General features: G+C 65.4%; 17 protein-coding genes. 4 read left to right on the plus strand and 13 right to left on the minus strand.

Annotation, left to right across the window (positions count from 1 at the left end; translation table 11 throughout):
* Nucleotides 1-28: 28 nt before the first annotated feature.
* The 7 genes from yidC to HH800_RS24090 form a co-directional block, all read right to left on the minus strand.
* Complete coding sequence (gene yidC / locus HH800_RS24060) at nucleotides 29-1,735, minus strand: membrane protein insertase YidC (protein ID WP_169862880.1); 1,707 nt, start codon at nucleotides 1,733-1,735, stop codon at nucleotides 29-31.
* Between the two features lie 35 nt (nucleotides 1,736-1,770).
* Complete coding sequence (yidD, locus tag HH800_RS24065) at nucleotides 1,771-1,983, minus strand: membrane protein insertion efficiency factor YidD (RefSeq protein WP_004210035.1); 213 nt, start codon at nucleotides 1,981-1,983, stop codon at nucleotides 1,771-1,773.
* Nucleotides 1,980-2,381 (minus strand): ribonuclease P protein component, encoded by a 402-nt coding sequence (rnpA, locus tag HH800_RS24070; RefSeq protein WP_037518557.1) that lies wholly within the window; start codon nucleotides 2,379-2,381, stop codon nucleotides 1,980-1,982. Before rnpA ends, yidD begins: the two co-directional genes overlap by 4 nt.
* A gap of 32 nt (nucleotides 2,382-2,413) precedes the next feature.
* Nucleotides 2,414-2,548, minus strand: coding sequence for a 50S ribosomal protein L34 (gene rpmH, locus HH800_RS24075; RefSeq protein ID WP_004210039.1), 135 nt, complete (start codon nucleotides 2,546-2,548; stop codon nucleotides 2,414-2,416).
* Between the two features lie 170 nt (nucleotides 2,549-2,718).
* Nucleotides 2,719-3,486: a DsbA family protein gene (locus HH800_RS24080; RefSeq protein ID WP_169862883.1), complete on the minus strand. Its 768-nt coding sequence runs from the start codon at nucleotides 3,484-3,486 to the stop codon at nucleotides 2,719-2,721.
* A complete protein-coding gene (locus HH800_RS24085) occupies nucleotides 3,483-4,829 on the minus strand; it encodes a M48 family metalloprotease (protein ID WP_169863424.1) in 1,347 nt (448 codons plus the stop codon). The genes HH800_RS24080 and HH800_RS24085 overlap by 4 nt, the downstream gene beginning before the upstream one ends.
* A gap of 166 nt (nucleotides 4,830-4,995) precedes the next feature.
* A complete protein-coding gene (locus tag HH800_RS24090) occupies nucleotides 4,996-7,722 on the minus strand; it encodes an Rne/Rng family ribonuclease (protein ID WP_235681959.1) in 2,727 nt (908 codons plus the stop codon).
* Nucleotides 7,723-8,241: 519 nt separating this feature from the next.
* Between HH800_RS24090 and HH800_RS24095 the strand changes: the two genes are divergently transcribed.
* Together HH800_RS24095 and HH800_RS24100 are read left to right on the plus strand one after the other, a co-directional pair.
* On the plus strand, nucleotides 8,242-9,522 hold the full coding sequence (locus HH800_RS24095) for an N-acetylmuramoyl-L-alanine amidase (RefSeq protein ID WP_169862884.1): 1,281 nt from the start codon (nucleotides 8,242-8,244) through the stop codon (nucleotides 9,520-9,522).
* Between the two features lie 136 nt (nucleotides 9,523-9,658).
* Nucleotides 9,659-12,193 (plus strand): penicillin-binding protein 1A, encoded by a 2,535-nt coding sequence (locus HH800_RS24100; protein ID WP_169862886.1) that lies wholly within the window; start codon nucleotides 9,659-9,661, stop codon nucleotides 12,191-12,193.
* A gap of 33 nt (nucleotides 12,194-12,226) precedes the next feature.
* Here HH800_RS24100 and HH800_RS24105 read toward each other — a convergent pair whose 3' ends face one another.
* On the minus strand, nucleotides 12,227-12,664 hold the full coding sequence (locus HH800_RS24105; protein WP_169862888.1) for a hypothetical protein: 438 nt from the start codon (nucleotides 12,662-12,664) through the stop codon (nucleotides 12,227-12,229).
* 228 nt (nucleotides 12,665-12,892) lie between these two features.
* Between HH800_RS24105 and prfB the strand changes: the two genes are divergently transcribed.
* Together prfB and HH800_RS24115 are read left to right on the plus strand one after the other, a co-directional pair.
* Nucleotides 12,893-14,020 carry a peptide chain release factor 2 gene (prfB, locus tag HH800_RS24110; RefSeq protein WP_004210053.1) on the plus strand — a complete coding sequence of 376 codons (1,128 nt, stop codon included), beginning with the start codon at nucleotides 12,893-12,895 and terminating at the stop codon, nucleotides 14,018-14,020.
* The gene (locus tag HH800_RS24115; RefSeq protein WP_169862890.1) at nucleotides 14,020-14,745 is read left to right on the plus strand and encodes a class I SAM-dependent methyltransferase; all 726 of its coding nucleotides are present in this window, start codon (nucleotides 14,020-14,022) and stop codon (nucleotides 14,743-14,745) included. Before prfB ends, HH800_RS24115 begins: the two co-directional genes overlap by 1 nt.
* Nucleotides 14,746-15,366: 621 nt before the next feature.
* Here the strand turns inward: HH800_RS24115 and HH800_RS24120 are convergent.
* The 5 genes from HH800_RS24120 to sseA all read right to left on the minus strand — a co-directional run bounded on the left by HH800_RS24120 (nucleotide 15,367) and on the right by sseA (nucleotide 20,358).
* Nucleotides 15,367-15,885 carry a sterol desaturase family protein gene (locus HH800_RS24120; RefSeq protein ID WP_029547609.1) on the minus strand — a complete coding sequence of 173 codons (519 nt, stop codon included), beginning with the start codon at nucleotides 15,883-15,885 and terminating at the stop codon, nucleotides 15,367-15,369.
* A gap of 115 nt (nucleotides 15,886-16,000) precedes the next feature.
* Entirely contained in the window at nucleotides 16,001-16,741 is a 741-nt protein-coding gene (locus tag HH800_RS24125) for a TorF family putative porin (protein WP_069335594.1), read from the minus strand.
* A 271-nt stretch (nucleotides 16,742-17,012) separates the two neighbouring features.
* Nucleotides 17,013-18,308 carry a mechanosensitive ion channel family protein gene (locus HH800_RS24130; RefSeq protein WP_169862892.1) on the minus strand — a complete coding sequence of 432 codons (1,296 nt, stop codon included), beginning with the start codon at nucleotides 18,306-18,308 and terminating at the stop codon, nucleotides 17,013-17,015.
* Nucleotides 18,305-19,513 (minus strand): cystathionine beta-lyase, encoded by a 1,209-nt coding sequence (gene metC, locus HH800_RS24135; protein WP_169862893.1) that lies wholly within the window; start codon nucleotides 19,511-19,513, stop codon nucleotides 18,305-18,307. Before metC ends, HH800_RS24130 begins: the two co-directional genes overlap by 4 nt.
* On the minus strand, nucleotides 19,510-20,358 hold the full coding sequence (gene sseA / locus HH800_RS24140; protein ID WP_169862896.1) for a 3-mercaptopyruvate sulfurtransferase: 849 nt from the start codon (nucleotides 20,356-20,358) through the stop codon (nucleotides 19,510-19,512). Before sseA ends, metC begins: the two co-directional genes overlap by 4 nt.
* Nucleotides 20,359-20,383: the final 25 nt, after the last annotated feature.

Consider the following 20,383-nt stretch of genomic DNA (forward strand, 5'->3'; position numbering starts at 1 on the left):
CCCCCTTTCGGGGAGGATTTCCTTTTCCTTACTTGGTGGCCGTCGCGGTGTTCAGCACGGGGTGGCGCTTGTACAGCCACCATTGCTGCGCCATCGACAGGCAGTTGTTGGTGATCCAGTAGACCAGCAGGCCGGCGGCGAACGGCGCCATGATGAACATCATCATCCACGGCATGATCGCGAACACCTGCTGCTGCATCGGGTCCATCTGGGCCGGGTTCAGCTTGAACTGCAGCCACATCGAAATGCCCAGCAGCAGCGCCAGCACACCGATCGCCAGGAAGGAGGGCGGGGTGAAGGGCAGCAGGCCGAACAGGTTGAGGATATGCAGCGGGTCGGGCGCGGACAGATCCTTGATCCACAGCACGAAGGGCTGGTGGCGCATTTCGATCGTCAGCTGCAGCACCTTGTAGAGCGCGAAGAAGATCGGGATCTGGATGAAGATGGGCAGGCAGCCGGCCAGCGGATTGACCTTCTCCTGCTTGTACAGCTCCATCATCTTCTGCTGCAGCTGCTGCTTGTCGTCCTTATATTTCTCCTGCAGCGCCTTCATCTTGGGCTGCACCGCGCGCATCGCCGCCATGCTGGCGAACTGGCGCTGGGCGACCGGGAACATCAGGGCGCGGACGCAGAAGGTCAGGCAGATGATGGCGACGCCGAAATTGCCGAGCGTCTCGAACAGCCAGTGCAGCAGCGCGAAGATCGGCTGCTCGAACCAGTAGAACCAGCCCCAGTCGATCGCGCGGTCGAACAGCGGCACGCCGGCACGCTCATAGGCCTGCAGCGTTTTCACTTCCTTCGCGCCCACGAACAGCCGGTTGGTCTGGGTCATCGCCTTGCCGGGAGCCAGCATGACCGGCGCCAGCGCGATGTCGGTCTGGAACTGGGTGCCTGCACCCTTGCGCATCTGACCGGTGAAGGCGTCCTTCTGGTCGGGGATCAGCGCCGACAGCCAATATTTGTCGGTGAAGCCGATCCAGCCGCCGGTCGACTGGAAGCTCTGGCTGGCCGGACCCTTTTCCAGATCCTTGTAGTTCACGTCATAATTGGCCGCGCCGTTAAACACGCCCATCGGGCCGACATGGATGGTCCAGGTGTCGGGATCGGCCGAGGGGGCGGCACGGCTGACATAGCCATAGGATTTGACCGCGATCGCGCCGGTGCCGCTGTTCGACACCTTCTGCGCGGCGGAAATCATGTAATTTTCGTCGATCGCATAGCGGATCTCGAAATTCTGGCCCGCGCCATTGTTCCAGCTCAGCGTGACCGGGCTGGTGGGGGTCAGTTCGGTGCCGCTGGCGGTCCAGACGGTGTTGGCGTCGGGGGTCTTGATGCCCTCGCCCTGCCAGCCGAAGCCGGCGAAATAGGCGTCCTTGGTGCCGCTCGGGCTATAGAGGCGGATCGCCGGCGAATCCTTGGCGATCGTCTCCTTGTAGGTCGGCAGCACGATATCATCGATGCGCGCCCCCTTCAGGTTGATGGAGCCTATGATCTTGGGCGTGCGGATGGCGACGCGCGGCGTTTCCTTCAGCACCAGCGCGCGATCGCGGATCGCGGTCGATGCATCCTGCGCCGGGGCCTCGCCCGCCGGGGTCAGCGGGGTGGTCTTGCCGCCCTCGATCTTCGTCGCGGGCGGATTGGCCGCCGGGAAGAAATGTTCGGAGATATAGGGCCAGCCGAACAGGATCGCGGCGGTCAGCAGCACCGCCAGAATGATATTCTTCTTGTCGTCCACGCTATTCGGCTCCGCCGTCTATACTCGTCAATGTCTCAGGGGACCGGGTCATAGCCCGAACCACCCCATGGGTGGCAACGCATTAGCCGCTTGAACCCCAGCCAGCTACCCTTGATCGCACCATATTTGCCGACGGCCTGGATCGCATATTCCGAACAGGAGGGGGCATAGCGACAGGTGGGGGGGAGGATGCGGGACGGACCCAGCTGCCAGGCGCGCGCGATCAGGATCAGCAGCCGGGCAATCATGCCGGCTGGCCGGTCTTCGCGGCTGGGGGCGCGGGTCGGGAATCGCCCTTGCGGCGGGGCGGGCGGCCCTGGCCTTCGGGGCGGGTCAATATCTTGCCCAGCGCCTTTTCCAGTTCGCCGCGCAGCAGCGCGAAGTCGCGCTCCACGCCTTCGGCACGGCCGATTAGCACATGGTCGGCACCAGCCACACCATGCACAGGCAGCAGTTCGCGTGCCAGGACGCGAAAACGGCGCTTCATCCGATTGCGGATGACAGCGCCGCCTATCTTCTTGGTCACCGTGATGCCGATACGCATCGCCGGATCGCCATCGCCGCGCTCACGCACCAGCAGGACGAATCCCGGCATGGGCGCGCGTCGGCCCCGATTCGCCGCCAGGAAATCCGCGCGCTTGCCCATGATGGCAGGCGCGGCCGGCGGCGTCAGGTCGCTCAGGCGCTCAGGCTCTTGCGGCCGCGGGCACGACGGGCGCGCATGATGTTGCGGCCACCGGGGGTCGCCATGCGAGCGCGAAAACCGTGACGGCGCTTCCGAACCAGATTGCTCGGCTGAAAAGTGCGCTTCATCGTTCATTCCTCAAACAAACTAGAGAATCAGGTATGACAAAAAAGGGCCGCCACACGGGGCGACCGCAAGTCAGGGGCCGTCCGATAGGGAAAAGGGGCGGGGAAGTCAATGGCGCTGCGCCGCGCTTCCCCGCAAACCCCTGCTTGTCCCGCCCGAACCGCTCTCGGGCTTACTTCCCGCGGGCGCTCGTCACCGCGTCCTTGAGCGAATCATAGCCGACCGCGCCGTTCAGCACCTGGTTGCCGATGACGAAGGTCGGCGTGCCGCTCGCCTGCAGCTTCTGGGCGAGGGCGATGTTCGACTGCAACTCGGCATCATATTTGCTCGACGCCATCGCCGCTTCGGCATCGGCCTTGGTGATTCCGGCCTGGGTGGCGGCGCCGATGATCGATTCGCGAGTCACCTTGCCAGCGCCATAGAGCGCCTTGTGATAGACCATGTAGCGATTGCGTTCGGCCGCCAGCAGCGACACCTTGGCCGCGTCGGAGCTTTCCTCCGACAGGATCGGCAATTCGCGATAGACGATCTTCACCTTGGCATCGGCGCCAACCAGCTTGGCAAGGTCAGGCAGCGAGGCGCGACAATAGCCGCAGGCATAGTCGAAAAACTCGACCACGGTGACATCGGCATTGGCCGCGCCTTCCCATGCGCCGGCATAGGGCGTCTCGATCGTCTGGCGATTCGCGTCGATCGTGCCTTCCATCCGCTTGGCCTGCAGCTTCTCGATCGCCTGCGGGATGATCTCGGGATGCTCCAATATATAGTCGTGAACGATCTTTTCGATCGCGGCCTTGTCGCCGGTGGAGACGCTGCCGGGCGCCTGCACGGCAAGGGCGGTGCCGGCGGCACCAGCGATCAAGGCGAGGGCGCCCAGGGTCATCTGCATTTTCCTGTTGGATAGGGCCGCACGAAAGCTGGGCCGGGTCTGATCTGTCATCTTCTCTTCCGCTTCTGCTCGACGGCAGCCCGCGAGACCATCGCGATATCCTGCGCCCGCAGATAGTCAACCGTTCCGGGCTTCAATCCCTGCATTGCCGCGTCCGCACTTCGCAGTGCCATACTGTCCTGCCCGATCATTGAAAAGCGCTCGGCACTGGCCAGCGCGGCGCGCGGCGTGTCGCCGCGATGCTCGTAGACGACGCCCAGTTGATACCAGGCGAAGGGATTTTCGCGGTCCCGCGCGATCGCATTGCGCAGCACGGTCTCGGCCTCGGCGTAATTTTTCTCATCCTCGGTCGCGATCAGCGCATGGCCCAGCAATACCGCGATCAGCGGCTGCTGCGTCTTGGCGACCGCCTCGCGCAGCGGTGGAATCGCCTCGCCCGGCCGCCCGCTCTCCAGCAGGATCTGGCCCTTCAGCTCCAGGAAATAGGGATCATGCGGCGCCGCCGTCAGCAGCGCGTCCGCTTCGCTCAGCGCCTTCTCGGGATAGGCGCTTTTATGCCAGGCATAGGCGCGCGCATAATGGGCCGGGATCGACCGGTCGCTCTCGGGATATTTGAGCAGTGTCTGCTGCGGCTCCGATACGAAGCCGATCAGCTTCGCCTTGATCCGCTCGAACCGCGCTTCCAGCTGCGGATTGGGCGGATTGTCCCAGGCCGGATCGACCGTATAGACTTCGCGCAGCACATTGATGCGCTCGCCCGACAGCGGGTGGGTGCGGCCATAGCTATTGTCCTGCGGGATCGCGAGGCGATATTCCTGATTCTGCAGCTTCTTGAAGAATTCCAGGCTGCCCTTGCCGCTCAGATGCGCGCCGCTCAGATAGCGCGCGCCGGCAAGGTCGGCGGAGCTTTCCTGCGCGCGCGAGAAAGCGAGATATTTGGACATGCCGACCTGCTGGCCCAGGCCCATGATGCCCATGCCGGCCTCCGCGCCGCCCGCCGCGATCGCCGCCGCGCCCAGCACCAGGCTCAGCAAGGTGATGCTGGTCGCTTCCTTGATGCCGTCGGTGCGGATCACATGGCCGCCCTCGATATGGCCCAGTTCATGCGCGACCACGCCCTGCAACTGGTTCACATTGTCGGCCTGCGCAATCAGCCCGCTATGCACCCAGACATATTGGCCACCCGCGACGAAGGCGTTGATCTCCGGATCGTTGATCACCATCACCTGGACATTGCGCGGCTGCATGCCGGCCGCCTTGACCAGATCGCCCGACATGTCCGCCATGAAGGCTTCGGTCTCGGCATCGCGCAGGATGCTTTGGGCCAGCGCCGGCCGCGCCATCAGCATCAGCGACCCCAGCAGGAGCGCCGTCAGGCGCAGCCACCGCGTCATCATGCAAAGCCTTGATGGGGAAGGGGAACAGGCATTGGCCCGATTTATGCCCTTCTCGCCCTGAACATCAAGTGAAGCCACGAAACAAGTGAAGCCACGAAAAACGCCGCCATCCGACCCCTGGGGCTGGATGGCGGCGTGTTTCATTCAGGCCTGTGCCCTGGCCTTATTGGCCGAAGGTGCGCTGCCACCAGCCACGGCGCGGCTCGCCATTCTCGTCGCTCTCGACCTCGGCAGCGGGGTCGGCAGTGACGGCTTCGCTGGCCGGCGCAGCCTCGGCCGGCGCTGCAGCGACTTCGGTCACGGCCGGCGCGGCCTCGACGGCGACTTCCTCGGCGACCGGTTCGACCTTCTTCTTGCGGGTCCGCTTGGGCTTGGGCTTTTCGGCCACTTCCTCGGCAACCGCTTCGACAGCGGGCGCTTCGGCTGCCGCAGCGGCTTCGGCCTCGACATCCGCCTTCTTCTTGCGGGTGCGCTTGGGCTTGGGCTTTTCGGCCGCTTCCTCGGCAACCGGCTCGGCGGCGGGCGCTTCGGCAACAACCTCGGCCGGGGCTTCGGTCGCTTCGACGGCAGCCGGTTCGGCCGCCGCGTCCTTCGCCTTGCGGGCACGGGGGCGACGGCGCGTCTTGGGCGCTTCCTCGGCCGGGGCTTCTTCCGGCGCTGCTTCGGCAACCGGAGCTTCCTCGACAGGCGCGGCCGCTTCGGCTTCGATCACCGTCTCAGCGCCGTCCTCGCCAGCGGTCTCACCGGCTTCGGCGCCCGCTTCGCCACCTTCGCGACGGCGACGACCGCCACGGCGACCGCGACGACCACGACGACGGCTGTCACCTTCATCCTCGCCTTCGGCGGCCGGCTCGGCGGCAACAGCTTCGGCATCGGTCTCGATTTCGGCCGATTCCTCGCCTTCCTCACCATCTTCGGCGCCATTGTCTTCGCCGGTTTCGCCCGGCGCATCATCGCGCTGGCCACCGCGACGACGGCGACGACGGCGACGGCGGCGTCCGCCTTCGCGTTCCTCGCCCCGGTCACCGCGCTCGCCACGCTCCTGGCGTTCGGGGGCGGCTTCTTCCTCGATCTCTTCCTCTTCTTCCTCGTCCTCGATCACGTCGAGGTCATCCTCTTCCTCCGCGAGCGGGGCATAGGTGACGACGCGTTCGGGACGCGGACCGCTGGGCTCGACCGACATGCGGGCGCCCTCGATCTCGCCATCGGGCAGGACGACGATGCGCACGCCATAGCGCTGTTCGATCTCGTCCAGTTCGCGACGCTTGTTGTTGAGGACGTAGAAGGCGGCTTCCTGGCTGGCGCGCAGCGTGATGACGCTGCCACGGCCACGGGCGGCCTCTTCCTCCAGCATGCGCAGCGCGCCCAGGCCCGCCGACGATGCGGTGCGGACCAGGCCCGTGCCTTCGCAATGCGGGCACTGGCGGGTCGATGCTTCCAGCACGCCGGTGCGCAGACGCTGGCGGCTCATTTCCATCAGGCCAAAGCCCGAAATGCGGCCGACCTGAATACGGGCGCGATCGTCCTTCAGCGCCTCCTTCATCGCCTTCTCGACCTTACGGATGTTGGAGTTCATCTCCATGTCGATGAAGTCGATGACGACCAGGCCTGCCATGTCGCGCAGGCGCAGCTGGCGGGCGATCTCGCGCGCCGCCTCCAGGTTGGTGGCGACCGCGGTCTGCTCGATGCCATGCTCGCGGGTCGACCGGCCCGAGTTGATGTCGATCGACACCAGCGCCTCGGTCGGGTTGATCACCAGATAGCCGCCGGACTTGAGCTGCACCACGGGATTGTACATCGCCGCCAGCTGGTCCTCAACGCTGGCGCGCTGGAACAGCGACACCGCGTCGGCATATTGCTTCACGCGCCGGGCATGGCTCGGCATCAGCAGCTTCATGAAGTCCTTGGCGGCCTTGTAGCCATGCTCGCCCTCGACGATCACTTCCTCGATATCCTTGTTGTAGATATCGCGGATCGCCCGCTTGATGAGGTCGCTGTCGTTATGGATCAGCTCGGGCGCGGCGGCGCGCAGCGTCTTCTCGCGAATCTCGTCCCACAGCCGGGCGAGATAGTCGAAGTCGCGCTTGATCTCGGGCTTGGTGCGCTGCAGGCCGGCGGTGCGCACGATGCAGCCCATCGACGAAGGCAGCGCCATTTCGGCGATGATCGACTTCAGTCGCTTGCGGTCGGCCGCATTGCTGATCTTGCGCGAAATGCCGCCACCATGGCTGGTGTTGGGCATCAGCACGCAATAGCGACCGGCCAGCGACAAATAGGTGGTCAGCGCCGCACCCTTGTTGCCGCGCTCTTCCTTGACGACCTGCACCAGCAGCACCTGGCGGCGCTTGATGACGTCCTGGATCTTGTAGCGACGGCGCAGCGCCATGCGCTTGCGGCGCAGCTCGTCGGCTGCGTCGTCGCCCTTTTCGCGCTTGCGCCGGTTCGGGCGGCCGCCTTCGTTGCTTTCGCCTTCGCTGGCTTCGGCTTCGTGGGCGCGTTCCTCATCGTCATGATGGGTCGCTTCCACGACCTCGACGCCATCGTCGCCGGCGGCGTCCTCATCCTCGTCATAATCGGCGCGCAGCGCGGCCTCTTCCTCGGCATGCGCGCGTTCCTCGCGCAGCAGTGCCTCGCGGTCTTCGCGCGGAATCTGGTAATAGTCGGGATGGATTTCGCTGAAAGCGAGGAAGCCGTGGCGATTGCCACCATAATCGACGAAGGCCGCCTGGAGCGAAGGCTCTACGCGGGTGACCTTGGCGAGATAGATATTGCCCTTGAGCTGCTTGTGCTCAGCGGATTCGAAGTCAAATTCCTCGATCCGGTTTCCCTTGACGACCGCGACCCGGGTTTCTTCCCGGTGGCGCGCATCGATCAGCATACGCATTGTCATTTATGTGTCTCCGGCGATGGCGGCCGCAGGCACTGGGCCGGGCCGCCACGCGATAGTGATGGGACGGCCGTGCGCGCGCCGGGTTCGGCGCGCGAGGCGGCATCGTCCAGGTTTGAAGGAAGAATTGCGTGTCTGCTGCGTCGGCAGGGCCGGACAGTGCGCCGGGCCGGACCATCCACGCCACAGCACCCGGTATCGGGGCCAGCGTGGAAGGAAAGTCATGCCTCATGCAGCGTCAACCTGTTGCGCATCGGCTCGAGCGACAGGCGCGCGCCGATGCAAATAATCAAGATCCGCAAAGGACCTTATTGATATGGTCGGTCCTCCCGGAATGTGAAGGGGTAGCAGTCATGGGCGCGGGGAGCAACGGTCCCTGAAAAGATTATGTCTTTATGATGACCTTGATCGGCCGGCCGGCGATTCATGCTGAAACCGATATTAACCGTTTCATTTTACCCCGTCACAACAGCCGATGCTTAATCCGAAATTCAGCGTGGGGACGCTGGACGGATAGACGTCATGAAAATTGGCTGGACGGCCGATGGGCGCGCGTTGCACAAGCGGCGCATGCTCAACATAATTGCGCTGGCAACGACGATGCTGGCAGCGACCCCCGGCGATGCCGGCGGTATCGCGGCCGTGGATGTGCAGGGCGACCGCGTCACCGTTCGGTTCGACGATCGGGTGGAGGGCGCGTCCGCCTTCCTGCTCGACGGGCCGCGCCGCATCGCGCTGGATGTTGCCGGCGCGCAGGCCGGTGCCAGCCGCTATGCCGGTTCCAATGCTGCGGTCAGTGGCATTCGCCAGGGCCAGCTCAGCGACACCATGGCGCGCATCGTGCTAGACCTGACGACGCCGGCAACGCTCGGCGATCCGCAGATCGCGGCCGACGGCAAGTCGCTCAGCTTCTCGCTCCAGAATGTGACCGACGGCCGGTTCCGCACCGCCGTGGGGCAGGGGCGGCTGCGCTTCGACGCGCCCGCCAATATGAGCGCCCGGCCGCAAAAGCGCATTCATTCGATCACCGTGCCGATCCCGCCGGTGGCACGCGGCGTCGATCTGCCCGCGATTGAGGGCGTGCGCGACGGATCGCGCCCGCTGGTGGTGATTGATGCCGGCCATGGCGGTCATGATCCGGGCGCCATCAACAAGGATAATGGCAAGCGCGAAAAGGATGTGACGCTGGCGATCGCGCAGGCGATCCGGGACCAGCTGGTCAAGTCCGGCCGGGTGCGCGTGGCCCTGACCCGCGACGATGACCGCTTCCTCGTGCTGCAGGAACGCTATGGCATCGCCCGCAAGCTGGGTGCCGATCTCTTCATCTCGGTCCATGCCGATTCGGCGGAAAATGCCGATGCCCATGGCGCCACCGTCTATACCCTCTCGGAAACCGCATCGGATCGGGAAGCGGCCCGGCTCGCCGCGCGCGAGAACAAGGCCGATGTGCTGAACGGCGTCAATCTCGGCAACCAGTCCGGCGACGTCTCCTCGATCCTCATCGATCTGACGCAGCGGGAATCGATGAACATCTCGGCCAATTTTGCGCGGCTGCTGCAACGGGAAGCGGCGCCCTATGTGCCGTTCCGCAGCGCCTATCACCGCTTCGCCTCGCTGATGGTGCTGAAGGCCCCGGACACGCCCTCGGTCCTGTTCGAGACCGGCTATATCAGCAATGCGGATGATGCCCTTTTCCTCTCCTCGCATGAGGGACAGCAGGCGATCGCGCGCGGCGTCGCCCGTGCCATCGACGTCCATTTCGCGCGCAAGCTCGCCATGGGCAGCGGCCGGTCGGGCGGCTGACGCGCCTATCCGCGCATCGGTACTGGTATTGAAGGACTTTTGACCGGGAGTCAGGATGTAGAGCCTGATTCACGCCATCGATGGAAACGCAAAGCGCTTCCATCTCAGGCGATCAGGCTCTAGAGCCTCTTCCACCATGGAAGAGGCCCGTTCCAATCCGCCCGCATCGTCCTTCGCCTATCGCCTGCGCCGTGGCGCCGGGGGCATTGCCGACCGGTTGAAGCCCTTGTGGCAGCGCCGCCTGTTCCGCTGGGCCGCGATCCTGCTGGGCGGCTTCCTGTTCGCCATCTTCCTGTTCTGGCTGATCTTTGCGCGCGGCCTGCCCTACGCGACCTCGCTGCTGGAATATGAGCCGCCGCTGCCGACCATGGTGCGCGACATCAATGGCCAGCCGGTTCACAGCTATGCGCGCGAGCGCCGCGTCCAGCTGCAATATAGCGATTATCCCCAGCAGCTGATCCACGCCTATCTGGCGGCCGAGGACAAGACCTTCTTCGAGCATCATGGCGTCGACATTCCCGGTTTTGCCGGCGCCGTGTTCGATTATGCCAGCAAGCTCGGCTCGGGCCAGCGCGCCCGTGGCGGCTCCACCATCACCCAGCAGGTGGCGAAGAATCTGCTGATCGGCGATGAATATTCGCCCACGCGCAAGGTGAAGGAAATGATCCTCGCCTGGCGCATGGAAAATGTTCTCACCAAGCAGCAGATCCTCGAACTCTATCTCAACCAGATTTTCCTCGGCCGGAACGCCTATGGCGTGCAGGCGGCGGCGCGGGCCTATTTCGACAAGGACGTGGCCGATCTCCAGCTGCACGAAATGGCCTATCTGGCGATCCTGCCCAAGGGGCCGGCCAATTATCGCCCTGAAAGCACCACCGGCCATGCCCGCGCGATCGATCGTCGCAACTGGGCGCTGGGCGAGATGGAGAAGAATGGCTGGATCAGCGCGGCCCAGCGCGACGCCGCTATCGCCCTGCCGCTCGGCACCGTTGCCGCGCACGGCTCCAGTTTCGACGCCAATGCCGGCGGCTATTATATGGAGGAGGTGCGCCGTCGCCTGATCCAGCAGTTCGGCGAAAAGGCGGCGGATGGCCCCAATAGCGTCTATGCCGGCGGCCTGTGGGTGCGCAGCCCCTATGATCCCGTCGCGCAGGACCATACCCAGACCGCGCTGCGCAACGGCCTGTTGCGTTTCGGCGCCGGCCGCGGCTGGTCCGGCCCGGTCGGCCATATCGACCCCGACAAGGGCTGGGAACGCGAAATTGCCGCCAGCTTCATCAGCGTCGATTATGCCGGCTGGCGCGTCGCCGCCGTCATCAGCCGCGACCGCAGCGGCGCGCAGATCGGCTTTGCCGACGGCACCACCGGCACGCTGCCCGCCAGCCTGGCGCAGCTGCCCTATCGCCGCACCGGCGGTCCCGCCATCTCGGCGATGAAGCCGGGCGACCTGATCATCGTCGCCCGCGACGGCGCCAACTGGGCGTTGCGCAACATTCCCGAAGTGTCGGGCGGCATGGTGGTGGAGGAAGTGCATTCGGGCCGCATCCGCGCGATGCAGGGCGGCTTCGACTATCGCCTTTCCTCCTACAACCGTGCGACCCAGGCCCAGCGCCAGCCGGGTTCGACGATCAAGCCCTTCGTCTATGCCGCCGCGCTCGACAATGGCATGACGCCGGCCTCGATCATCGTCGACGGTCCCTTGTGCGTCTATCAGGGCGCGGGCCTTGGCCAGAAATGCTTCCGCAACTTCTCAGGCGGCAGCGCCGGTCCGCAGACGATGCGCTGGGGCGTCGAGCAGTCGCGCAACCTGATGACCGTGCGCGCCGCCAGCCAGACCGGCATGGACCGGGTCGTGCGCACCATCAAGAATATGGGCATCGGCGACTATCAGCCCTATCTGTCCTTCGCGCTGGGCGCGGGCGAGACGACGGTGGAGCGGATGGTCAACGCCTATGCCACGCTCGCCAATCAGGGGCGGCAATTCGCGCCCAAGCTGATGGACTATGTCCAGGATCGGCGCGGCAAGGTGATCTGGCCGGAACGCTGGCATCCCTGCGACAATTGCAACATGGCCAATTGGGACGGCAAGCCGATGCCGCGCTTCGGGTTCGAGGGGCGCCAGGTGATGAACCCGATGACCGCCTATCAGGTCGTCCACATCACCGAGGGCGTGATCCAGCGCGGCACCGCGACGGTGCTGGCGGACCTCAAGCGCCCCCTGTTCGGCAAGACCGGCACCACCAATGGCCCGACCAATGTCTGGTTCGTCGGCGGCTCGCCCGACCTCGTTGCCGGCGTCTATATCGGCTATGACCAGCCGCGTAGCCTGGGCGGCTGGGCACAGGGCGGCCGCATCGCCGCGCCGATCTGGAAGGAGGCGATGGCCCCGATCCTGGAGACCATGCCCAAGACGCCCTTCATCGCCCCGGCCGGCATCCGCATGGTCGCGATCGACCGCCGTTCGGGCAAGCGCGTCTATGGCGCCTGGCCGACCGACGAGCCCAAGCCCGCCGTCATCTGGGAAGCGTTCAAGCCCGAATCCGAACCGCGCCGCACCATCCGCAAGGAAGAGGCGGAGGCCCAGGCCAAGGTCGCGGCCAAGGCGGATGCCGTCCGCACTCGCCAGCGCAACGACGCCGACTTCCTGCAGGACCAGGGCGGTATCTATTGAGGGACGGGCGCGTCGGCGCCCGCCCTCTTATCCTCAGCAGTGGCGCGGATTGGCGTCGCGGATCGACAGGCTGGTGGCGCCGCCGCGCCGGCTCTCCAGCGCCTGCGCCAGCAATATCTGGGTCGATCGCACCGCATAGCAGAAGGCGCAGGCGATCGCCTCGCTACAGGCATAGGGAACGGGGCCGGTCCAGCGCGCCTGCAACAGGTCGATCAGCAGATTCTCGTCCTCGCTCAGGCGCGGCCCCCGGCCGGTGCGCAGCCCATGGCCGGTCACTTGCTCGCCCAGCCGCAACAGGCTGTCGAGCGCAGGGGAAAGCTGTTCGCAGCCATAGCGCCGCAGCCGCAGGTGCAACTGGGCCATCGCCGGCCGGTGTCGGCGTCGCGCCGCTGCCCAGCAACGCACGGCGTCGAGCAGGATATAGAGGGTGGCCGGGCTGTGCGTCGCCGGCATGGGCGTGGTCGGGTTCATGGGATCGCCTTTCATGGAAAAAGGTTTTCCCCCTTGATGCGCCGCCCTCGCGCGGGGCGGTCTGCGCCATCGGGCTAAGATGCCATTATGTCCGGCAGATTTCGGACCTTTGCCGCGCCGCCCCTCCGGCGGATTGATCTTCCCAAAAAGCCCGGCCTGGGATAGGGGCAGGCGTTTGATGCGTTCGGGTAGCTGACGCTGGACGCCACGAGATTCTGGAGACCTCCCATGCGCGCCGAAGCGCAGCAATATATCGACCGTATCGACGCCGCGCTGGACCTGCTGCGCCGCTTCCTCGACTGGGACCGTGCGCTGCGCCGGCTGGACGAGCTGAATGCCCGCGTCGAGGATCCGACCCTGTGGGACAATGCCAAGCTGGCGCAGGAGGTGATGCGCGAGCGCACCCGTCTTGACAGCGCAATCGGCGCCACCCGCGCGATCGAGGCGGAAAAGACCGACAATGCCGAACTGATCGAAATGGCCGAGGCCGAAGGCGATGAGGATATGGTCTCCGAAGCTATCGCTGCGCTGAAGGCGCTGGCCGAGCGCGCCGACGAGGACAAGATCAAGGCGCTGCTGGCGGGCGAGGCCGATGCCAGCGACACCTATCTGGAAATCCACGCCGGCGCCGGCGGCACCGAAAGCCAGGACTGGGCCGAAATCCTCAGCCGCATGTATCGCCGCTGGGCCGAACGGCGCGGCTACAAGGTGGAACTGGTCGACTATCAAGCGGGCGAAACCGCCGGTATCAAGTCGGCCACCTTCCTCATCAAGGGCGAGAATGCTTATGGCTATGCCAAGACCGAAAGCGGCGTCCACCGCCTGGTCCGCATCAGCCCCTATGACAGCGCCGCGCGTCGCCACACCAGCTTCTCGTCGGTCTGGGTCTATCCGGTGATCGACGACAATATCGATATCGAGGTCAAGGAGTCCGACCTCAAGATCGACACCTATCGCGCCTCGGGTGCGGGCGGCCAGCACGTCAACACCACCGACTCCGCGGTCCGCATCACCCACGTGCCCTCGGGCATCATCGTGGCGTCGCAGAATGACCGCTCGCAGCACAAGAACCGCGCCACCGCGATGAACATGCTGAAGGCCCGCCTGTATGAGGCGGAACTGCGCAAGCGCGAGGAAGCGGCGTCGACCGACTATGCCGCCAAGACCGAGATTGGCTGGGGCCACCAGATCCGCTCCTATGTGCTCCAGCCCTATCAGCTGGTGAAGGATCTGCGCACCGGTGTCACCTCGACCGCGCCGGACGATGTGCTCGATGGCGCGCTCGATCCGTTCATGGCCGCTGCCCTGTCGCAGAAGGTCACGGGCGAGAAGGTCGACGTGGAGGATGTGGATTAATGATCCACCGGCAGGTGGCCGCATTGGGGGCGTCGCTCCTGCTGGCTGCCTGTGGCCAGTGGTCGGGCGGCAACCAGTCGGAACGCGCGGCCGGCGCCGCGTCCTTCCCCCGCGCCGACCGGCCGGTGGCGCCGATCGTGTCGACCCGCTGGTCGAGCGAGGAGGCGCGCGACCGGGTCAATGAGGCGGAGGATATCATGGACCGGGCCGGCATCCGGCCGGGCATGACCATTGCCGACATTGGTGCTGGCGAGGGCTATTATACCGTGCGCCTGGCCAAGCGCGTTGGCGCCAAAGGCCGGGTGCTGGCCGAGGATATATTGCCCGAGGTGATCGATGCGCTCAGCCGCCGCATTACTCGCGAGGACTGGACCAATGTCAGCGTGAAGCTGGGCGCGCCTGAAGATCCCAAGCTGCCCGAGAACAGCTTCGACCGCATCTTCATGGTCCATATGTATCATGAGATCGCCGAACCCTATGCGTTCCTCTGGCACCTCAGCCCCGCGCTGAAAGCCGATGGCGAACTGATCGTGGTCGATGCCGACCGGCCGACCGACCAGCATGGCACGCCCCGGCGCCTGCTCACCTGCGAACTGGCGGCAATGGGCTTCCGGCTGGAGGAGATGATCGCCAAGCCGACCGCCGGTGGCTATATGGCCCGCTTCCGCCGCAGCACTGCCCGCCCTGATCCATCCAGCATCGTCCCCTGCGCGCTGCGCGGATAGGGGCCTGCCCAGTCCGGTTCGCGACGCGACAGTTTCATGTCCGCCGAAGTTCACACCGTTATCGGGGTGATTCACCCTATTTGCGCCAGATATGCGCCTGCCGCGCGCCGGTGGCGCGCCTGTAACGCGACAGCCGGGCAGAACGCGACGCGTCGCTGACGCGCGCCCGAAGCGACAGTGACGCGACAAGGGTGCGCCAGTCAGGCGCCGGCCAGCCATTGGCGGGATGTCGCGCATGGATTGGCGGGCACTTTCGTCCATGGACAAGGGTGGAGCAGAGAATGACCGAATAGGAAAGGGCGGCTGACGACTGTCTCCCGTCATTGCGAGCGTAGCGAAGCAATCCCGGCGCGAGATGGATTGCTTCGCTACGCTCGCAATGACGATCTTCGGCTTTGACAACTGACGACTAAAGTCGGTCGCAAATTCCTCCTTGCAGGGGAAGATGGTCTAGAAGCGACCAGAAGCGACCAGAAGCGGCCCATCCCATCATCGTCACCCTGAACTTGTTTCAGGGTCCATTTTCCCAATAGACCAATGGCTTGTTAGGCTTGATAGATGCTGAAACAAGTTCAGCATGACGTAGGTGGAATGGCCGCTCCCCACCGATGTCGCGCGGATCTAGTCCCGCGTGCCGGGCTGCCAATCCCTGGCAGCGCGCACGCCGGCCCGGCCGCGCCGCGCCAGTTCGCGTTTCAGGTCCGTGGGATGGGGCGCGATCAGGAAGCCGAAGCTGACCGTGCCGTCCTTGGTCTCGACCGCATGGTGCAGCCGATGCGCCTGGACGATCCGCTTCATGTAGCGCGAGCGGGCGACATAGCGGTGGCGCACCCGCTGATGGACGATGATGTCGTGGAAGCCCAGGTAGATCGCGCCATAGGCGGCGACGCCGGCGCCAACGGCCGTCGCCCAATTGCCCCAGCCCCATTGCACCCCGCCCAGCAGCAGCAGGATGGAGGGCATGGCGAAGATCACGAAATAAAGGTCATTGGCCTCGAAGAAGCCGGTGCGGGGGCGGTGGTGGCTGGCATGGAGGAACCAGCCTGGCCCATGCATCACCCAGCGGTGCATCACATAGGCAAAACCCTCCATCAGCGCGATCGTGACGACGAAGAGCAGCAGGAGGGCGATCGGAGGCATCGGCGCCTTATAGGCAGCGGCGCGGGCCAAGGCGACCCGTAAACACCGCATATGGCAAAGGGCCGCGATCCCCCCTGGAGAGCGCGGCCCTGTTCATCCCCGAAGGGAAGGCGGATCAGAAGGAGGCGGTGAGCGAACCGAGCACGCCGGCCTTGCTGATATTGTGGCCTGCCGACGAATAGAGCGACTTGTCGGTGTCGACATAGGATACGCCGAAGGTCAGGTGACCCCAGGTGTAGGTCGCGCCGATATTCCAGTCGGTATATTCCTTGCCGATGGTCAGGTAGCTCGGGCCGAAGCTGTGGCCCAGATGCGCCGACACGCCCAGCGGGGTGTTGGGGATCGAGGCCGAGACGTCGCCGGCGAGGTAGAGATTGTCTTCCTTGCCATTGCCGACGGTCAGCGCCTTCGCCTTGGGGGCGTAGTTGGCGGTCAGCTTGGCGGTGGCGGGGCCGAACGTGCCCTTGATCGAGGCATAGGGCTCGACGAAGTCGGTGTTGGCGCCGGCATTGCCCGGATAGTAATAATAGAGAACGCCGACGTCGATCGTCGCGCCGCCGACCGTGGTCGAATAGCCGCCGATCAGGTCGAGTTCCTGGTCCGAGCCGTTGGCGACATATTCGTCGATCGAGCTGCCCCAGGTCGAAACATAGAAGCCCGATTCATGGGTGACGGTGATGCCGCCCTGCAGCGCGATCTTCTTGTTGGTCTGTGAAATGCCGCGGAAGCGATAGTCGCTGACGACGGCGGCATTGCCGGTGACGGTGACCGCGGGAGCGGGCTCATCCTGGGCCATGGCAGGTGCCGACAGCGCAACAAGAGCGAAGGCCGAGAGGCCGAGAATGGACTTACGCATGTTAATCCCCTTGATGGTTCTGCGATCGTCCCGCCTGCGTTCAGGCGCCTGCCTCTATGCTTCCCCCAGGGGAAGTGGGCCAGCTTGCCTCAACAAGTTTGGCCATGCCTGCGCGCGCTGCGGCGCACAAGATATTATTGCTGCTTCATGTCTTTTACGTCTTTTATTGTTGCTACGACGCAACAAGGCGTGCGGCTGCGATCGCCGGATGAGTGATGTATCTATATGATAAGGCGTGATTTTTCGAATACTCGAACGCTGTTGCGGTCGCTCAGGACGGGGAATGGTCCGAAATGTCGGGCTCATTCATTGCTGGACCATGTCTATCCTGCGGCTGCCGCAATTCGATGATCTGGCGCGGATAGGGGACGATGATGCCCTGTGCCTTGAACTTGTCCAGCACCCGCATCAGCACGTCGGAGGTCACCCCGCCCACGCCATTTTCCGGATCGTTGATCCAGACGCGGATCTCATGCTCCAGCCGATATTGGCCGAGCGCGGTCAGCCATACCTTGGGCTCGGGATGCTTGAGCGCGCGCGGGCTTTCCTTGGCCGCTTCCAGCATCAGTTGCTGGGCCAGCGCGATGTCGCTGTCATTGCTGATCCCCACCGGGATGCGGACGCGGATATTGCGGTCCGAATAGGACCAGTTCTCCACTTCCTGCGTCATCAGATTTTCGTTGGGAATGAGATGTTTCTTGCCGTCGCGGGTAATGATCGACACGGCGCGCACGCCGATCTTGCTGACCCAGCCGAAACTGTCGCCGACCGCGATCACGTCACCCGGCTTGATCGACCGGTCCATCAGCAGGATGATGCCGGCGATCAGATTGCCGACCGTCTTCTGCAGGCCGAAGCCGACTGCCAGGCCCAGCGCCCCGGAAAAGACGGTGAAGGCGGTGAGGTCGATGCCCAATATGTCGATGCCGATGAAGAAGGCGGCGATGATGACGGCGATGCCGGCCAACTTCTGGCCCAGCAACTTCTGGGTCGGGTCGAGATCGGGCGCCTTCTGGATGCTGCGCCGGATCAGCCGGTTGGCAAGGCGGATGCCGGCAAGCAGCGCGACCAATGTCGCCGCAACCGACAATAGGTCGAGCAGGCTGATCCGCCGCTTGCCCAGCGTCAGCGCGACATCGTCGAGCATCGAGCCTACCGGCGCGATCCCGCCGCTGCTGCCCGATATCACCATGACGAACAGCAGCAGGGCGAGCGGGGTGATCGCCCAGCGCGGGAAGCTGAGCGCCTGCAAGAGATGCAGCGCGAACAGGGCGACGGCAAAGGCGAGCGCCGCGCCCAGGATCAGATGGGCGATGCTGTCCGCCGGCCACAGCGCCAGCGCCGTCGCGAACAGCGGCGCGCTGATCGCATGGCGCAGCATCGGGCGGACATGGGTGGATGCCAGTTCGCTGAGGGCAGGCAGGCGCTCGCGGATGCGCGGGGCCAGCAGCCGCGCCAGACCATAGGCCATGGCATAGAGCAGCAGCGCGATGCCGACCGCGATCAGCGGCTGGGTGATGTCCGCATTGCCCGGCAGCCGGGCCAGCCATGCGGACAGCTGCGTCATCCGCGCGCTGCCCGGAAGCGGGCGAGACCGGCGTCAAGGTCGGCGATCAGGTCGGCGGGATCCTCCAGCCCGATCTGCAGCCGGATGACCGGGCCTTCCGCCTGCCATATGGTCGCGGTGCGATAGCGGGCCGGATCGACCGGCAGGGCCAGGCTCTCGAACCCGCCCCAGCTATAGCCGATACCGAAATGGGCGAGCCCGTCGATCAGCGCGGCGCGGGCCGCCTCGTCCCCGCCCTGCAGCACGAAGCTGAACAGGCCGGTCGAGCCGCTGAAATCGCGCGCCCACAATTCATGGCCGGGGCAATCGGGCAGAGCGGGATGCAGCACGCGGGCAACGTCGGGCTGGTCCTTCAACCACTGCGCGATCTGCAGTGCGCTCGCCTGATGCTGGGCCAGGCGGACGCCCAGCGTGCGCAGGCCACGGCTGGCGAGCCAGGCATCGTCGGGGCTGGTCATCTGGCCGAACAGATAGGCGGACTGGCGGACCTTGGCGAACAGCGCCGGGGTGGCGGTGACCGACCCCATCATCACGTCGCTATGGCCGACAATATATTTGGTGCAGGCGAGGATCGCGATGTCGACGCCATGGGCCAGCGCCGGGAAGAAGAGCGGCGTCGCCCAGGTATTGTCGAGCAGGGTGGTGATGCCGCGATCGCGCGCGATGGCGGTGATCGCCGGCACGTCCTGCACCTCGAAGGTCAGGCTGCCGGGGCATTCCAGGAAGATGGCGCGGGTGCGATCGGTCAGCAGCTCGGCGGTGCCGGCGCCGATGGTCGGATCATAATAGAGCGTCTCGACGCCGAAGGGTTTGAGCACCTGCTCGCAGAAATTGCGGGTCGGGTCATAGGCGCTGTCGACCATCAGCAACTGGTCGCCCGGCCGCAGCACCGCCATCAGCGCGCAGGCGATCGCTGCCACGCCCGAGGGGAAGAGCATTGTGCCCTCCGCGCCCGGCTCCATTTCGGTCAGCGCATCGGCCAGGCTCCAGCTGGTCGGCGTGCCCTTGCGCCCGTAGAACAGTCGTTCATGCGTGCTGCTGCCGGCCGCCTTCCGCAGATGGGCGACATCGTCATAGAGGATGGTGGAAGCGCGCCACACGCCCGGACTGACGATCGCGCCGGGTTGCCCCGGCATGCCGGTCCAGTCGGCGCGGCGGCCGGCCTGCGCCAGCTTGGTCAGCGGCCTTCTGCTGTCCTCGCTCATGTGGCTGGCCCGGTCGCCTTGGGCGTGGCGGGATCGAAGCCCCATTCGGACCAGCTGCCGTCATAGAGGCTGACGTCGCGCTTCCCGAGTGTTTCGAGCGCTGCGAGGATGATCGCCGCGGTCACGCCGCTGCCGCAGGTGGTGATGATCGGCCGGTCGAGATCGGTGCCGGCGTCGAGCAGCAGCCGGCGCAGTTCCTCGCCCTGCTTCAGGCTGTTGTCGGCGGCGAAGAAGGCGGAGGAGGGGATGTTGCGGCTGCCGGGAATATGGCCCGACGCCATGCCGGGGCGGGGTTCCGCTTCGGCGCCGGTGAAACGGCCCGCGCCGCGCGCGTCGAGCAGCTGCGCCGTGCCGCTGTCGAGGTTGGCGAGGATGTCCGCCTTGTTACGCACCTGTGTGCGGTCGAGCCGGGCGACGGTATTGCCGGGCGCGATGGCGTGCGTGCCGCTTTCGACCGGCCGTCCTTCGGCGAGCCATTTGGGCAGCCCGCCGTCCAGGATCGCAGCCGATGCGCCCAGGCCATAGACGCGCATCATCCACCAGCCGCGCGCCGCGCTGTGGGTCGGGCTATTGTCATAGACGACGATGCGGCTGTCGGCGTTGACGCCCAGTGCCTGCATGCGCTGCGTCATCAGCGCGTCGGGCGGCAACTGGCCCGGCACCGGATCGGCGGGATCGCTGAGGCGCGGCAGGTCCATAAAGGCGGCGCCGGGAATATGGGCCGCGTCGAACTCGGCGCGCGGGTCGCGCGGCGTGCCGGGCAGAAACAGGCTGGCGTCGAGAATGACGAGATCGGGCTTGCCGATTTCGCCGGCCAGCCAGTCGGTGGAAACGAGAATGTCCATGCGGCCCCTTTTGCCTTGTCCGGCA

The organism is Sphingobium yanoikuyae, assembly GCF_013001025.1.
In the GTDB taxonomy this organism is placed as follows: domain Bacteria; phylum Pseudomonadota; class Alphaproteobacteria; order Sphingomonadales; family Sphingomonadaceae; genus Sphingobium; species Sphingobium yanoikuyae_A.

Coding starts and splice junctions, on each gene's coding strand:
- yidD (WP_004210035.1), bottom strand. CDS start 1,983: ATGATTGCCCGGCTGCTGATCCTGATCGCGCGCGCCTGGCAGCTGGGT.
- rnpA (WP_037518557.1), bottom strand. CDS start 2,381: ATGGGCAAGCGCGCGGATTTCCTGGCGGCGAATCGGGGCCGACGCGCG.
- rpmH (WP_004210039.1), bottom strand. CDS start 2,548: ATGAAGCGCACTTTTCAGCCGAGCAATCTGGTTCGGAAGCGCCGTCAC.
- HH800_RS24080 (WP_169862883.1), bottom strand. CDS start 3,486: ATGACAGATCAGACCCGGCCCAGCTTTCGTGCGGCCCTATCCAACAGG.
- HH800_RS24085 (WP_169863424.1), bottom strand. CDS start 4,829: ATGACGCGGTGGCTGCGCCTGACGGCGCTCCTGCTGGGGTCGCTGATG.
- HH800_RS24090 (WP_235681959.1), bottom strand. CDS start 7,722: ATGACAATGCGTATGCTGATCGATGCGCGCCACCGGGAAGAAACCCGG.
- HH800_RS24095 (WP_169862884.1), top strand. CDS start 8,242: ATGAAAATTGGCTGGACGGCCGATGGGCGCGCGTTGCACAAGCGGCGC.
- HH800_RS24100 (WP_169862886.1), top strand. CDS start 9,659: ATGGAAGAGGCCCGTTCCAATCCGCCCGCATCGTCCTTCGCCTATCGC.
- HH800_RS24105 (WP_169862888.1), bottom strand. CDS start 12,664: ATGAACCCGACCACGCCCATGCCGGCGACGCACAGCCCGGCCACCCTC.
- prfB (WP_004210053.1), top strand. CDS start 12,893: ATGCGCGCCGAAGCGCAGCAATATATCGACCGTATCGACGCCGCGCTG.
- HH800_RS24115 (WP_169862890.1), top strand. CDS start 14,020: ATGATCCACCGGCAGGTGGCCGCATTGGGGGCGTCGCTCCTGCTGGCT.
- HH800_RS24120 (WP_029547609.1), bottom strand. CDS start 15,885: ATGCCTCCGATCGCCCTCCTGCTGCTCTTCGTCGTCACGATCGCGCTG.
- HH800_RS24125 (WP_069335594.1), bottom strand. CDS start 16,741: ATGCGTAAGTCCATTCTCGGCCTCTCGGCCTTCGCTCTTGTTGCGCTG.
- HH800_RS24130 (WP_169862892.1), bottom strand. CDS start 18,308: ATGACGCAGCTGTCCGCATGGCTGGCCCGGCTGCCGGGCAATGCGGAC.
- metC (WP_169862893.1), bottom strand. CDS start 19,513: ATGAGCGAGGACAGCAGAAGGCCGCTGACCAAGCTGGCGCAGGCCGGC.
- sseA (WP_169862896.1), bottom strand. CDS start 20,358: ATGGACATTCTCGTTTCCACCGACTGGCTGGCCGGCGAAATCGGCAAG.